The sequence below is a fragment of the Caulobacter sp. HJHS_5 genome (assembly GCF_056683955.1).
The window spans coordinates 1-14,410 of the sequence record NZ_JBWZNC010000005.1 but is presented as its reverse complement, the minus strand read 5'-3'; the positions used below and the strand labels follow the sequence as shown (position 1 = coordinate 14,410).

Genomic DNA, 14,410 nt, shown 5'->3' with positions numbered 1-14,410 from the left:
GCGAGTAGCCTTTGCGACGGCTCCGGCCTAAATAGCTCCCATGACCACGTCCCCCGACATCGCCGGCCTCAGCTTCGAGCAGGCCCTGGCCGAGCTGGAAAAGATCGTCGCCGAGCTGGAGAGCGGCCAGGCGCCGCTGGAGCGCTCGATCGAGATCTATGAGCGCGGCGCGGCCCTGAAGGCGGTGTGCGAGCAGCGCCTGGAGGCGGCGCGGCTGCGGGTGGAGAAGATCGTGCTCGGCGCCGGCGGGGCTTCGGGAGTCGAACCCGCCGAGTTCGCCTGATGGCCGCCTCCCTCGCCGAGGTCGAACGACGCCTCGCCGAGGCGGCGACGCTGACGTCCGACCTGCTCGACGTGCTGGTGGCCGAGGCCGAGGGGCCCGAGCAGCGGCTGACGCACGCCATGCGCTACGCCGTGCTGGCGCCCGGCAAGCGGCTGCGGCCCTATTTCGCGCTCGAGGCCGGCAAGATGTTCGACCTGCCCGAGCAGCCGGTGTTGCGGGCGGCCTGCGCCCTGGAGTGCGTGCACGCCTACAGCCTGGTGCACGACGACCTGCCGTGCATGGACGACGACGACATGCGCCGTGGGCGGCCGACGGTGCACAGGGCCTATGACGAGGCCACCGCCGTGCTGGCCGGCGACGCCCTCTTGACCATCGCCTTCGAGATCATGGCCGACGAGGCGACGGCCAAGGATGGGGCGATGCGGGCCGAGCTGGTGCGCCGCCTGGCGGTCGCGTCGGGCGCGCGGGGCATGGCGGGCGGCCAGATGATCGACCTCTTGGGCGTGCGCGACGACCTCGGCGCCGTGGCCCGCATGCAGCGGATGAAGACCGGGGCGCTGATCGCCTTCGCCTTCGAGATTCCGCTGATCCTCGCCAGGGCGGGGGAGGGCGAGCGGCACGCCCTGTGCGCCTTCGCCCAGGACCTGGGCCTGGCCTATCAGATCGTCGACGACCTGCTCGACGCCGAGGGCGAGGCCGACCTGCTGGGCAAGGCGGCCGGCAAGGACGCCGACAAGGGCAAGGCCAACTACGTCACCCTGCTGGGCGCACAGGCGGCGCGCGAGCGACTGACGCTGCTGGCCGCCCAGACCAAGGCCCACCTCGACCCGTTTGGCGCGAGGGCCGACATTTTGCGGGCGTCGGTCGATTTCGTGCTAGACCGCAGACGTTGAAGCGCGTTTTCCGAAGCGTAATGTCCTCAAAGCCCACCCCCATCCTCGACAAGGTCGCGTCCCCGGCCGACACGCGCGGCCTTTCGCTGCCCGAGCTGACTCAGCTGGCGGACGACGTGCGCACCACGATGATCGACGCCGTCTCCGTCACCGGCGGGCACCTGGGCGCGGGCCTCGGCGTGGTCGAACTGACCGTGGCCCTGCACCACGTGTTCGAGACGCCGAAGGACATCCTGATCTGGGACGTGGGCCACCAGGCCTATCCGCACAAGATCCTGACCGGCCGCAGAGACCGGATGACCACCCTGCGCCAGGGCGGCGGCCTTTCCGGCTTCACCAAACGGGCCGAGAGCGAATACGACCCGTTCGGCGCGGCCCACGCGGCCACCTCGATCAGCGCCGCCCTGGGCTTCTGCGCCGCGCGCGACGCCAAGGGGGAAGACAACAAGGTGATCGCCGTGATCGGCGACGGCTCGATGAGCGCCGGCATGGCCTATGAGGCCATGAACAACGCCTGCGAGACCACCAAGCAGCTGATCGTCATCCTCAACGACAACGACATGTCGATCGCCCCGCCGGTGGGCGGCATGAGCGCCTACATGGCGCGGCTGGTGTCGGGCGGCGGCTACCAGTCGCTGCGCAAGCTGGGCAAGAGCGCGGCGCGGGTGCTGCCCAAGCCGCTGAAGGAAATGGCCCGCAAGGCCGAGGAATACGGCCGCGGCATGCTGACCGGCGGCACCTTCTTCGAAGAACTGGGCTTCTACTACGTCGGTCCCGTCGACGGGCATGACCTCGACGTGCTCGTGCCGCTGCTGGAGAACGTGCGCGACAACGTCGACCGGCCGGTGCTGGTGCACGTGGTCACGCAGAAGGGCAAGGGCTACGGCCCCGCCGAGAACGCCGCCGACAAATATCACGGCGTGGCCAAGTTCGACGTGGTGACCGGGGTGCAGGCCAAGGCCTCGGCCGGCCCGCCCAGCTACACCAAGGTGTTCGCCGAGGCCCTGGTGCGGGAGGCCGAGAATGACGCGCGCATCCTCGCCATCACCGCGGCCATGCCGTCGGGCACCGGACTCGACATCTTTGGCCAGCGCTTCCCGGAGCGCACCTTCGACGTGGGCATCGCCGAGCAGCACGCAGTGACCTTCGCGGCGGGCCTGGCCGCCGACGGCATGAAGCCGTTCTGCGCCCTCTACTCGACCTTCCTGCAGCGCGGCTACGACCAGGTGGTGCACGACGTGGCGATCCAGCGCCTGCCGGTGCGCTTCGCCATGGACCGCGCCGGGCTCGTCGGCGCCGATGGCCCGACCCACGCCGGCAGCTTCGACATCGGCTTCATGGGCGCCTTGCCCGACATGGTGCTGATGGCCGCCGCCGACGAGGTGGAACTGGCCCGCATGGTGGCCACCGCCGCCCAGATCGACGATCGCCCGAGCGCCTTCCGCTATCCGCGCGGGGAGGGTCTGGGGCTGCAGATGCCGGAAACGCTGGAAGCGCTGGAAGTCGGCAAGGGCCGGATCGTGCGCGAGGGGACCAGCGTCGCCATCCTGTCGTTCGGCACGCGGCTGGGCGAGAGCCTGAAGGCCGCAGACCTGCTGGCCGCGCGCGGGCTTTCCGCCACCGTCGCCGACGCCCGCTTCGCCAAGCCGCTCGACATCGACCTGATCCTGCGGCTGGCGCGCGAGCACGAGGCGCTGATCACCGTCGAGGAAGGCGCCATGGGCGGCTTCGGCGCCTTCGTGCTGCAGGCCCTGGCCGACCACGGCGCGCTGGATCGCGGTCTCAAGGTCCGGACCTTGGTGCTGCCCGACGTGTTCCAGGACCAGGACAAGCCGGACGTGATGTACGCCGAGGCCGGCCTCGACGCCGAGGGCATCATGCGCGGGGCGCTGCGGGCGCTCGGCATGGACAACATGGGCGTGGCGGGGCGGCGGGCCTGATCTCCTCGTTCCTTCCCCCTTGATGGGGGAAGGGTAGGGATGGGGGTGACTGCTGAGTTTGAAGCCATGGCGCGAGCGGCGGTGCCGCTGTCACCCTCACCCCTGCCCCCCTCCCATCAAGGGAGAGGGATCATGTATTTTCCTATGGACAAGGGTTCGGCTGCCTGTTGTGCAGGGCGTCCACCGCCGCGTCCATTTCCGGCGTCCAGTCGAGATCGAAGGCGGCGAGGTCCGCCTGCAGCTGCTCCATCGTCGAGGCGCCGATCAGGGTCGAGGTGACGAAGGGCTTGGAGTCCACGAAGCGGTAGGCGAGGGCGGCCGGATCGACGCCGAGGGACGCGGCGAGGTCGAGGTAGGACTGGATGGCCCCGTCGGCTTGGACCTTTTCGTAGCGACCGAGGCGCTGGAACAGGGTCTTGCGGGCGCCGGCGGGCAGGGCGCCGCCCTGGTACTTGCCGGTCAGGTAGCCCTGGCCCAGCGAGGAGTAGGCCAAGAGGCCGACGTTTTCCTGCAGGGCGATTTCCGACAGGCCGAGTTCGAAGGTGCGATTGACCAGGCTGTAGGCGTTCTGGATCGAGGCGATGCGCGGCAGGCCGAACCTGTCGGCCGCGGCCAGGAACTTCATGACGCCCCACGGGGTCTCGTTGGAGACGCCGACGTAGCGGATGCGGCCGGCCTCGACGTGGCGGGCCAGGGTTTCGAGCTGGGCCTCGAAGGACTGGTAGTCTTCCGGATAGTCGGGGTGGACCAGGGTCCCCCACTTGTTGACGTCCCGGTCCGGCCAGTGGATCTGGTAGAGGTCGATGACGTCGGTCTTCAGGCGGCGCAGGGAGTTTTCGACCGCATAGTCGACCTGCTCGCGGACGATACGGTTGGGGCCGCCGTTCGGGCGCATCCAGTCCATGCCGCTGTTGCCCACGACCTTGCTGGCCAGGAAGACCTTGTCGCGGGCGCCGGTGGCCTTGAACCAATCGCCGATGATCGTTTCCGTCGCGCCTTGCGTCTCGCGCGTCGGCGGCACGGCGTAGACCTCGGCGGTGTCGAACAGGTTGATCCCGCGTTCGAGCGCGAAATCCATCTGCGAGAAGGCATCGGCCGGCACAACCTGGCTGCCGTACATCATGGTGCCGAGACCGACGCGGGACACGCTCTGGCCCGTGCGGCCGAGTTCGGAATAGCGCATGACGAAATCCATGATGTGGGAGGTGCGCGCGGGACCGCGCGCGCCGGGGTGGTAGCGGCGCGCGGCGGAAGGCGTCAAGCGGACTTCGTCAGGCCGTCGCGCAGGCCTTGAAGAACCGGTCGACGGCGGGCTTGTCCTTGGCGCCGGCGGCGATCTTGACCTTGCGGCGGCCGTCGATGAGGGCGAGGTCGCCGGTGCGCTGGAACCCCTTCAGAGGTGCGGCGGCCATGGGGGCGGAGGCCTCGACGAGGGAGACGGCGCCCTCGAAGCCGGTGGTGGCGGCGCCGCGGAACTGGGTCTTGGCCGCGCCGCTGGCCAGGGTGACGCCGATGGGAGCCTTCTCGGTGGTCATGGCCGACAAGGCGACCCGGCTGGAGCCGGGGCTGCAGGTCATCATCAGCACGACGTTGTCGCTGGCCGGAGCCCCGTAGGCGAGCTTGGCGCCCTCGGCGGGACTCTGGTTGAAGGCCCAGGCCATGTTCGCCGAAGCCGCGAAAGGGGTCATCTGGGTCGCGCAGGCGCAGACCCCGATGGCTAGACCCAGTCCGATGATGGCGCGGCGCTTCATGACGACCCTCCGCTCAGACAAACGCCCCGACCCGGCAAGAGTTGCCCGATCGGTCGGACGAACGCCCGCTAGAACGGGCTGAACTTCTCCACCAGGGCCTGGCCGGCCGGCGTCTTTTGGACGCGGGTGATGTCGCCGCGGCCGCCATAGTTGATGCGGGCTTCGGCGATCTGGGTGTGGCGGATGGTGTTGGTCGAGGAGATGTCCTCGGGGCGGACGATGCCGCTGACCGTCAGGCTGCGCAGCTCGGCGTTGGTGCGCACTTCCTGGCTGCCCTGGATGACCATGTTGCCGTTGGGCAGGATCTGCGTGACGACGGCCGCCACGGTCAGGTTGATGCGCTCCGAACGGCTGATCGAGCCGGCGCCGCTGTGGTCGGTCGTGGCGTTGGTGTTGATGGCGTTGGCGGGATCGAAGCCGCCCGGCAAGGCGCGGCCCAGGCTGCTTTCCAGGCCGAGCAGGTTGGTGATGCCGCCGCTCATGGTGTTGGTGCGGCTGCTGGTCGAGGTGTTGGCGGTCTCGGCCCGGTCGTCGATGGCGATCTGGACGGTGAGGATGTCGCCGACGCGCATGGCGCGCTGGTCATTGAAGAAGGTGCGCGCCCCGGCCCGCCACAGCGAGTTGGCGCTGGCGGGAGCGGGCATGTCGCGGGCCTGGCTCAGAACCTGCGGCGTCTGCGGGGTGAGGGCGGCGGGATAGCCCATCGGCGTGAGCGAGGGGCCGGCCACGACCTCGCGCACCGAGCCGCAGGCGGCCAGTCCGCAGAGGGGGGCGATCAGGGCGAGAACGGCGAGGGTGCGCATCGGACTGGACCTCTAACGGGCGGCGTAGGCGCGGGCGGGGCCGCGCTGGGACTGGGCTTCGGGGCCGACCATCGCGGCGCCCGGGCCGGTGGCGACGGCCTGGATCGTCTTCTTCGAGGTGAGGTTCTGGACGTTGAACAGGTCGCCGGCGGCGGCGGCCGTGAGGGCCTTGGCCTGCAGCGTCAGGGTAATGCCGCCGTCGGCGTAGGTGACGGTGATCATGTCGCCGGTCTTGATGACCTGCGGGGCCGAGACGTCGCGGGCCGAGGCGACGGCCCCGGCGCGCAGCGGGCGCTTGGCGGCCAGGCCGATGACGGCGTCGGCGTCGCGCGGCGCGTCGGCCGGGGCGGCGGCGGCCTTCGACCACACCAGGTCGGAGGGCTGGACGATCTCGCCCGTCGAAAGGCTGCGGGTCCAGGTGAGGACCTCGACATTGCCGCTGACGGCGGTTCTGACGGCCGACGCCGGCGCGGTCTCGGCCCCGGCGCGCACGACGATGCGGCGGATGCCCTGGGCGTTGGTCCACTCCAGGCCCGCGCGACGGGCGGCGGCCTGCACGGCGCCGGCGTCCAGCACCGCGGTGGGCCCCGAGCGGGCGGCGATGACGATGTCGGCGGCGGCGCCGGCCCCGTCGAACAGCTCGCCGAGGGTGACGCGGCCGTCGGCGTCGGTGGTGTCGGAGCGCAGGGTGACGGTGGCGGCCATGGCCGGGGCGGCGATGGCGGCGAGCGCCAGGGCGAGGGCGAGAGTACGCATGAGCTTACGCCTTCAACTGGGCGGTCGCCTGCAGCATGTCGTCCGCCGAGGTGATGACCTTGGAGTTCATCTCGTAGGAACGCTGGGCGACGATCAGGGCGGTGATCTCGCTCACCGCGTCGACGTTGGAGGCTTCGGTATAGCCTTGCAGCAGGGTGCCGACGCCGGTCACGCCGGGGATGCCGGTGGTGGCGGGGCCGGAGGCGGCGCTTTCGAGGAACAGATTGTCGCCGATGGCGTCGAGGCCCGCTTCGTTGACGAAGGTGGCCAGCTCCAGTTGGCCGACGACCGTGGGGGCGGTGGCGCCCGCCTGGGTGACCTGCACCTGGCCGCTCTTGGAGACCGACACCGAGGTGGCGTCGATGGGGATGGTGACGGCCGGCTGAACCAGATAGCCGTCCTCGGTGACGAGGTTGCCCTGGTCGCTGACCGCGAAATTGCCGGCGCGGGTGTAGGCCAGCTCGCCCGAGGGCATCAGCACCTGGAAGTAGCCCCGGCCCTGGATGCCCAGGTCGTACTGGTTGTCGGTGCGGGTCATCGAGCCCTGCTCGGTGATGCGGTAGACCGACCCGGCCTTGACGCCGCCGCCCACCTGCACGCCCGTGGGCACGATGGTGCCCTGGTCGGAGGACTGGGCCCCGGCCCGTTCGATGGTGTTGTAGAGCAGGTCCTGGAACTCGGCGCGCTGCTTCTTGAAGCCCACCGTGTTCATGTTGGCGATGTTGTTCGAGATGACCTCGACGTTCAGCTGCTGGGCGGCCATGCCCGTGGCGGCGGTGCGGAGCGCTTGCATCGGTTACTGTCCTCAGTTCAGCCGGCCGAGGCGCTCGATCGAGCGCTTCGACAGGTCCGCGGCGTTGTCCATGGTGCGGGCGATGCTCTCGTAGGCGCGGGTGACCTGGATCATCCGCGTGATTTCGAGCACCGGCTTGACGTTCGAGCCTTCCAGCATGCCCTGCATGATGGTCGCATCGGGCGCGGCCTGGGCGGTCTGGTTGGAGGTGTTGCGGTAGGCGTTGTCGCCGTCCTTGGCGAGCGAGGCCAGGTCGTCGAAGCGGGCGAGGCCGACCTTGCCGATGCGGGTGACGTTGGCCTGTACGCTCTGGGTCATGGTCCCGTCCTTGCCGATGGACACCGGGCCCTGGGTCGTGTCGACGGTGATCTCGCCGCCGCCGTCGTCGAGCACGGGGTGGCCGTCCTGGGTGGTCAGCTTGCCGGTGGGGTCGAGGGTGAAGCGGCCGTCGCGGGTGTAGCGTTCGCCGCCCGGCGTCCGGATCTTGAAGAAGGCCTGGCCGTCGATGGCGAGGTCGAACGGCGCGCCGGTCTGGGTCATGGCGCCCTGGCTGAAGTCGCGGGCGACGCCGGTGTCGAGCACGAAGGCGATCGGACGATTGTCGCTGCTCTTCATCGAGCCCGGCGGCCGCGCCGGGTCGGTCTCGAGCATCATCGACTCGACCTTGAAGCCCTGGGTGTCGGCGTTGGCGAGGTTGTTGGCGATCAGGTCCAGTTCACGCCGAAGCGTCATCTGGCGGGACAGGCCGACGAAGAGCGTGTTGTCCATTTACCTGTCCCGGGTGCGACAATTCGACGGCCGATCCGTCACGCTATGGACTGCAAGGTCTGGGCCAACCTGAAATACCAATGAAAACAGCGGGAAAGAAAGTTAACGCGCGCCGCTCGGCGGTTCTTTCCGGGCAAGTTCTGCAGTCTTCTAAAACCGATCGTTAACCAGGGTCTGAGAAGAAAAGAGGCCAGGAGTCCCCTGGTGACTCGGGGCAGCGCGCGTGGCGAAGAAAGAGAAGAAGGCTCCGCCTGCCGAGGCGGAGGTCGCCGAGGGCGCGGAAGGCGCCGACGGCGAAGCCGCGTCCGGCAAGAAGAAGCCGCCCCTGATGATCCTGATCGCGGCCGGCGTCGGCGCCCTGGTGGTGCTCGGCGGCGGCGGCGCGGCGGCTTATTTCATGTTCCTGAAGCCCAAGCCCGCGGAGCACGCCGAAGCCGGCGGCGAGCACGGCGAGAAGGCGGCCGAGCACGGCAAGGAAAAGAAGAAGGAAGCCAAGAAGGAAGGGGGCGGCCACGGCGGCGGTGAAGGCGGGGCCACGGCCGAAGCCGGCGCGCCGACGATCAAGGAAGGGCCCGACGGCGTCTACTTCTACACCATGCCCGACATCATCGTGAACATGCAGACGGCGACGGGCCGGCCGACCTTCCTGAAGCTGAAGCTGACGCTGGAGCTGCCGGAAGAAGATGTGGCCGAAAACCTGACCCCGAACATGCCCAGGCTGCAGGACATGTTCCAGACCTTCCTGCGCGAGCTGCGCCCCGAGGACCTGGCCGGCAGCCAGGGCAGCTATCAGCTGCGCCAGGAGATTCTGCGTCGCGTGAACCTCGTGGCGGCGCCGCAGAAGGTGAATGCGGTGCTGATCGAGGAGATGCTGGTCAACTGACATGGCCGACGAAGTCGAAGATCAATCGGCGATGGCCCAGTGGGCCGCGGAGAACCCCCCGGAGGAGGGCGGGGAGGCCCTCGCGTGGGGCGACGACGCGGCGCCGGGTTCCGAGCGGATTCTGAATCAGGAAGAGATCGACAGCCTGCTGGGTTTCGACCTTTCGGGCGACGGCGACGCCGACCGCACGGGCATCCGCGCGATCATCAATTCGGCGCTGGTCTCCTACGAGCGCCTGCCGATGCTGGAGATCGTCTTCGACCGCCTGGTGCGGCTGATGACGACGTCCTTGCGGAACTTCACCAGCGACAACGTCGAGGTCAGCCTCGACAATATCTCGTCGATCCGCTTCGGCGACTACCTGAACTCGATCCCGCTGCCGGCCATCCTGGCGGTGTTCCGCGCCGAAGAACTCGACAACTTCGGCATGCTGACGGTCGACTCCAACCTGATCTATTCGATCGTCGACGTGCTGCTGGGCGGCCGTCGCGGCACGGCGGCCATGCGCATCGAGGGCCGCCCCTACACCACCATCGAGCGGGTGCTGGTGGAGAAGATGGTCGAGGTGGTGCTGGCCGACGCGCGCGCCGCCTTCGAGCCGCTGACGCCGGTGAACTTCACCCTCGACCGGCTGGAGACCAATCCGCGCTTCGCCGCCATCGCGCGCCCGGCCAACGCGGCGATCCTGGTGAAGCTGCGCATCGACATGGAAGATCGCGGCGGCCGCATCGAGCTGTTGCTGCCCTACGCCACGCTCGAGCCCATCCGAAAGATGCTGCTGCAGCAGTTCATGGGCGAGAAGTTCGGCCGCGACAACATCTGGGAAGGCCACCTGGCCACCGAGCTCTGGACGACCCAGACCGAGGTGCGCGTCGTGCTCGATGAGCAGCAGATGGGACTGAAGAAGGTGCTGGAGCTGAAGGTGGGCGACACCCTGATGCTCAACGCCACGCCGGAAAGCCTGGTCGAGCTGCGCGCCGGCCCGATCTCGCTGACCCGCGGCCGCATGGGCCGCCGCAACCAACACATCGCCGTGCGCTGCGAAGCGCCGCTGACCCCGCAAGCCAAACAAGCCGTGCAGAAGATCTGATGAGCCTGATCGCCCTTACTCTGAACCTTGTTCTCGCCGGCCTGCTGGTCGCGGCCCTGATGATGGGCGCCCGCCTGAACAAGCGGCTGAAGACGCTGCGCGACAGCCACGAGGGCTTCACCCGGGCGGTGGCCGACCTCGACGCCGCCGCGATGCGCGCCGAGCAGGGCCTGGCGGACCTGCGCGCCGCCACCGACGAGGCGGCCGAGGTGCTGGGCGAGCGGATCGATCGCGCCCGCGCCCTGGCGTCCAAGCTGGACGAGCGGCTGGCCCGCCCGGTTCCCACCGAACTCGACGCCCGTCGCGCGGCCCTGGAGGCCCGCGTCAATTCCCCGGTCGAACGCAGCGCGGCCGTGGCCCGGCTGGCGCCGGTGGAGACCACCCGCTCGCGCGCGAGCGTCGACGACGATCTGTTCGAGGGCGTGACCCTCAAGGCGCTGGCCGGAGGCCGCCGATGAAGACTATCCCCCGCATCCTGCCGCTGGTGGGCGTCGCCGTGGGCGGCGTCCTTGCCGTTAATGCCCTGTCGGGCGCCAAGTCGCTGCCGGACATGATGAACGGCGCCAAGGCCTTCGCCGAGGAAACCGCCGCCAAGGTCGCCCCGGGCAAGACGAATGGGGCCGAGAAGGCCGAACTCGGCCCCGACGGCGCGCCGAAGGAAACCGCCGAACTGCCGCCGGAAGCCGGCGCGCTCGCCAAGGCCGCCGCGCCGAAGCCGCCGCTGGCCTGCGCGCCCTCGGCCGCCGATCTGGCCAAGCAGGCGGGCCTCTCGCCCGCCGAGCTGCGCATCCTGCAGAGCCTGCAGGCGCGCCGCACCGAACTCGACCAGCGCGCCAGCGACACCGACGTGCAACTGCAGCTGCTGGCCGCCGCCGAAGCCAAGCTCGACGCCAAGCTGAAGACCCTGAACGGCCTGAAGGGCGACATCTCGGGCCTGCTCGGCCAGGTCGATCAGCAGCAGCAGGCCGAGGTGGACCGCATGGTCACCGTCTATTCGGCGATGAAGGCCAAGGACGCGGCCGCCCGCTTCAGCGTGCTGGACGACAGCGTGCGCCTGCCCATCGCGGCCAAGCTGAAGGAGCGCACGCTCTCGATGATCCTGGCCAACATGTCGCCGGTGGAGGCCAAGGCCCTGACCGAGAAGCTGGCCCAGCGGTTCGCCGTGGCCAAGGCGGCGGCGGAAGCCAAGGCGGCCTCCATCGATGCGCCGGCCGCCGATAAGCCGGTGAAGACCGCCCAGAATACGCCGAAGCCGGCTCCGGCCCGCAGGGCGGCGGCTCCCGCCGCCAAGCCCGCCGCCGCGCCGGCGACGACGCCCGCCGCTCCGGCCACGCCGCCGCCCGCCGGGTAATCCATGGGCCTGCGCACCGTCCTTCGCTCCGGGGTCGCCGCCGCCTGCATCGTGGCGACCGCCGCGCCGGCCGGCTGGGCCGCCGCGCCCGCGCCGGTGAAGGCGCCCGCGCGCGGGGTCCTGGAGGTGCGCACCGGGCAGGGGCCCGACTTCTCGCGCATCGAGTTCCACTGGCAGGGCGGCGCCCGCGTCGCCAGCCGCCGCGAGGGCCAGGTGCTGACCCTGCGGTTCAGCCGCGACGCCCAGCCGAACCTCGCCGAGCTGAAGGTGCTGCCGCCCAAGTGGCTGAAGGGCGTGGCGACCAAGCATGTCGGCGGCGCGCTGGAAGTCGCCCTGACCCTGGCCGACGACGCCGACGCCAAGATCGGTCAGGCGGATGGGGCGACCTTCGTCAACCTGTTCGCCAAGGCGGCCACCGAAGCCAAGGCGGCCGCGCCGGTCGAGGCGCACGCCGAGGCCTCGCCCGCGCCGACCCGGCCCGACCCGACGCCGCGCGGCGGCGTGGTGCGCGTCGCCGTCGCCAAGGCCGGCAAGGGCGTCCAGCTCACCTTCCCCTGGGCCGCGCCGGCCGGGGCCGCCATCTTCCGTCGCGGCGACGCCCTGTGGCTGGTGTTCGACGCCCCGGCCCGCATCGATCCTTCCGCCATGCCGAAGGACGGTTCGCTCTATGCGAAGGTCGAGGCGCTGCGCGGCGCCGACTATTCCGCCCTGCGCATGCAAGTGCCGGCCAGCGTCGCGGTGAACGCCCGGTCGGAGGGCTCGAACTGGATCCTGACGGTGGGCGGCATGCCCGCGCCCGGCTCCGGCCCCAGCCTGATCAACGTGCAACGCGACATGGAGGCCCCGACCGCGGGCCTGGCGGCCGTGGTGGCCGGCGCGACCCGCACCGTCTGGGTGCAGGACCCGGCGGTGGGCGACAAGCTGGCGGTGGTGACCGCGCTCGGCCCGTCGAAGGGCATGCCGATGCGGCGCGACTACGTCGACCTGGCCATGCTCGGCACCCTGCAGGGGCTGGCGCTGGAGAGCTACGCCGACGACCTGACCGTCCAGGCCTCGGGCGACCTCGTGCATATCGGCCGGCCGAAGGGGCTGGCCCTGTCGCCGGCGGCGGCGACCAACGCCCGGCTGGAGGCCGAACTCGGCGCGCCGCAGCCGGCCGCCATGCCCGGCCTGATCGATCCCGACTGGGGCAAGACCGCGCCGGGCGGCTTCCTGCGACGCTACAACGGCCTGATGGACGCGGCCGCCGTCGAGAGCGGCGAGGGCGAGGGGCGCACGGTGACCGCCCGCATGGCCCTGGCCCGCTTCCTGATCGGCGAGGGCCTGGCCTACGAGGCCATTGGCGTGCTGAACGGCGCGGCCAAGGCGCGTGAGAGCCTGCAGGGCGACGGCGAGTTCCGGGCGCTGCGCGGCATCGCCCGCACCCTAGCCGGGCGGGTGAAGGAGGCCGAGACCGATTTCTCGACCGCGATCCTGGCCGACGATCCGTCGACGGCGCTGTGGCGCGGCTACATCTCGGCCCAGGCCGGACAGTGGGCCGACGCCCGCCAGAAGTTCGCGCAGGGTCACTCGGCCCTGGCCCTGAACACGCCGGTGTGGCGCGCGCGGTTCGCCCGCGCCGACGCCGAGGCCGCGCTCGAACTCGGCGACTTCCCGGCCGCCGGGGCGGCGATCGCCGAGGCGCTGAACCAGGACACCGTTCCAGAAGAACAGCTGCAGACCCGCCTGGTGCAGGCGCGCCTGATGCAGGCGATGGGTGATACGGGCCGGGCGCTGAACGTGTTCGACGCGCTTTCGCGCGCCGCCATGCAGGAGGTGGCGGCGCCGGCGCTGCTGCACGCCACCCAGATCCGCCTCGACCGCGGCCAGATGAGCCCCACCCAGGTGGCCGAGACCTACGACAGCCTGCGCTATCGCTGGCGCGGCGACGGTGTGGAACTGGACACCATCCGGGCGCTGGGCGACCTCTATCTGCGTCAGGGCCGCTATCGCGAGGCGCTGGAGGCGATGCGTTCGGCCGGCCAGCGGCTGCCCGACCTGCCGCAGGCCGTGGCCCTGCAGAACGACCTGTCGTCGGCCTTCCGCGCCCTGTTCCTCGAAGGCCAGGCCGACGGCCTGCAGCCGATCCAGGCCCTGGCGCTGTTCTACGACTTCAAGGAGCTGACCCCGATCGGGGCCGACGGCGACCAGATGGTCCGCAACCTCGTGCGCCGGCTGGTCGACGTGGACCTGCTGCCGCAGGCGGCCGAGCTGCTGAAATATCAAGTCGATAACCGGCTGGACGGGGCGGCCAAGGCGCAGGTGGCGACCGATCTGGCGCTGATCTACCTGATGGACCGCAAGCCCGAGAGCGCGCTGGACGCCATCAACCAGAGCCGCACGACGCTGCTGACCAATTCGCTCAACGCGGAGCGCCGGGTGGTCACCGCCCGCGCCCTGATCGGCCTCGGCCGCCTCGACGCCGCCGAGGAGATGGTCGAGCAGGACAAGACGCGCGAAGCCCAGGACGTGAAGGCCGAGATCGCCTGGAAGGGCCGCGCCTGGGCGGGCGCGGGCGCGCTCTACGAAGGCGCCCTCGGCGATCGCTGGAAGACCCCGACCCTGCTAACGGCCGACGAAGAGGCCAAGCTGATGCGGGCCGGCATCGCCTTCAGCCTGGCTGACGACGACGCGGCGCTGGCCCGGTTGCGCAGCCGCTACAGCGGCTTCATCGAGGCGGCCCGCAATCCGGAAGGCCTGCGCGTGGCCCTGAGCGGCGTCGCCGCCGCCGGCGACTTCACCCGCATCACCACCGACAACGAAGCCTTCGCCGGCTGGGTGGGCCGCATGAAGCAGCGCTTCCGCCAGAACGCCTCCAGCGCGCAGCAGGCCAGCAACGCCCCGGCCGGGTCGAACAGGGGGTAGGGGCGCCGGGACGAGCCCGCTCGTCTACTTTATCTTCGTCATGGCCGGCCTTGTGCCGGCCATCCAGGAACACCGTTCTTGCGGGCGCGCTTGCGCCTCTGCCGACTCACCACGCATGGGTTGCATGTTGAGCCGACCTCCGAGAGGAGGGTGACGCTGGCGGTCCCTCGATCATGGGTGGGTCTTGCGACCGTG

The 14,410-nt window shown here is 70.3% G+C and carries 14 protein-coding genes; 8 read left to right on the top strand and 6 right to left on the bottom strand.

What is annotated here, in order from left to right:
- The first annotated feature begins 40 nt into the window (after positions 1-40).
- The 3 genes from ACFLIT_RS10500 to dxs are packed head-to-tail and all read left to right on the top strand — an operon-like array spanning position 41 to position 3,116.
- Positions 41-283, top strand: a complete 243-nt coding sequence (locus ACFLIT_RS10500) for an exodeoxyribonuclease VII small subunit (RefSeq protein ID WP_479911182.1) — start codon at positions 41-43, stop codon at positions 281-283.
- Entirely contained in the window at positions 283-1,176 is an 894-nt protein-coding gene (locus ACFLIT_RS10495) for a polyprenyl synthetase family protein (RefSeq protein ID WP_479911181.1), read from the top strand. The genes ACFLIT_RS10500 and ACFLIT_RS10495 overlap by 1 nt, the downstream gene beginning before the upstream one ends.
- A 20-nt stretch (positions 1,177-1,196) precedes the next feature.
- On the top strand, positions 1,197-3,116 hold the full coding sequence (dxs, locus tag ACFLIT_RS10490; protein WP_479911180.1) for a 1-deoxy-D-xylulose-5-phosphate synthase: 1,920 nt from the start codon (positions 1,197-1,199) through the stop codon (positions 3,114-3,116).
- A 142-nt stretch (positions 3,117-3,258) separates the two neighbouring features.
- Here dxs and ACFLIT_RS10485 read toward each other — a convergent pair whose 3' ends face one another.
- The 6 genes from ACFLIT_RS10485 to flgF all read right to left on the bottom strand — a co-directional run bounded on the left by ACFLIT_RS10485 (position 3,259) and on the right by flgF (position 7,987).
- A complete protein-coding gene (locus tag ACFLIT_RS10485) occupies positions 3,259-4,377 on the bottom strand; it encodes an aldo/keto reductase (RefSeq protein ID WP_479911179.1) in 1,119 nt (372 codons plus the stop codon).
- A 10-nt stretch (positions 4,378-4,387) separates the two neighbouring features.
- Positions 4,388-4,867, bottom strand: a complete 480-nt coding sequence (locus ACFLIT_RS10480; RefSeq protein WP_479911178.1) for a hypothetical protein — start codon at positions 4,865-4,867, stop codon at positions 4,388-4,390.
- A gap of 68 nt (positions 4,868-4,935) precedes the next feature.
- Positions 4,936-5,670 (bottom strand): flagellar basal body L-ring protein FlgH, encoded by a 735-nt coding sequence (gene flgH / locus ACFLIT_RS10475; RefSeq protein ID WP_479911177.1) that lies wholly within the window; start codon positions 5,668-5,670, stop codon positions 4,936-4,938.
- Between the two features lie 12 nt (positions 5,671-5,682).
- Positions 5,683-6,426, bottom strand: coding sequence for a flagellar basal body P-ring formation chaperone FlgA (gene flgA / locus ACFLIT_RS10470; RefSeq protein ID WP_479911176.1), 744 nt, complete (start codon positions 6,424-6,426; stop codon positions 5,683-5,685).
- A 4-nt stretch (positions 6,427-6,430) separates the two neighbouring features.
- Positions 6,431-7,219 (bottom strand): flagellar basal-body rod protein FlgG, encoded by a 789-nt coding sequence (gene flgG, locus ACFLIT_RS10465; protein WP_479911175.1) that lies wholly within the window; start codon positions 7,217-7,219, stop codon positions 6,431-6,433.
- 12 nt (positions 7,220-7,231) lie between these two features.
- Positions 7,232-7,987: a flagellar basal-body rod protein FlgF gene (gene flgF, locus ACFLIT_RS10460; protein WP_479911174.1), complete on the bottom strand. Its 756-nt coding sequence runs from the start codon at positions 7,985-7,987 to the stop codon at positions 7,232-7,234.
- A 223-nt stretch (positions 7,988-8,210) separates the two neighbouring features.
- On the opposite strand from flgF, the gene ACFLIT_RS10455 reads away from it, so the two are divergent.
- The 5 genes from ACFLIT_RS10455 to ACFLIT_RS10435 are packed head-to-tail and all read left to right on the top strand — an operon-like array spanning position 8,211 to position 14,215.
- Positions 8,211-8,870, top strand: coding sequence for a flagellar basal body-associated FliL family protein (locus tag ACFLIT_RS10455; RefSeq protein WP_479911173.1), 660 nt, complete (start codon positions 8,211-8,213; stop codon positions 8,868-8,870).
- A 1-nt stretch (position 8,871) separates the two neighbouring features.
- The gene (fliM, locus tag ACFLIT_RS10450; RefSeq protein WP_479911172.1) at positions 8,872-9,960 is read left to right on the top strand and encodes a flagellar motor switch protein FliM; all 1,089 of its coding nucleotides are present in this window, start codon (positions 8,872-8,874) and stop codon (positions 9,958-9,960) included.
- Positions 9,960-10,418, top strand: a complete 459-nt coding sequence (locus ACFLIT_RS10445) for a DUF6468 domain-containing protein (protein ID WP_479911171.1) — start codon at positions 9,960-9,962, stop codon at positions 10,416-10,418. The genes fliM and ACFLIT_RS10445 overlap by 1 nt, the downstream gene beginning before the upstream one ends.
- The gene (locus ACFLIT_RS10440) at positions 10,415-11,311 is read left to right on the top strand and encodes a MotE family protein (RefSeq protein WP_479911170.1); all 897 of its coding nucleotides are present in this window, start codon (positions 10,415-10,417) and stop codon (positions 11,309-11,311) included. Before ACFLIT_RS10445 ends, ACFLIT_RS10440 begins: the two co-directional genes overlap by 4 nt.
- A 3-nt stretch (positions 11,312-11,314) precedes the next feature.
- The gene (locus tag ACFLIT_RS10435; protein ID WP_479911169.1) at positions 11,315-14,215 is read left to right on the top strand and encodes a tetratricopeptide repeat protein; all 2,901 of its coding nucleotides are present in this window, start codon (positions 11,315-11,317) and stop codon (positions 14,213-14,215) included.
- The last annotated feature ends 195 nt before the right edge of the window (positions 14,216-14,410 follow it).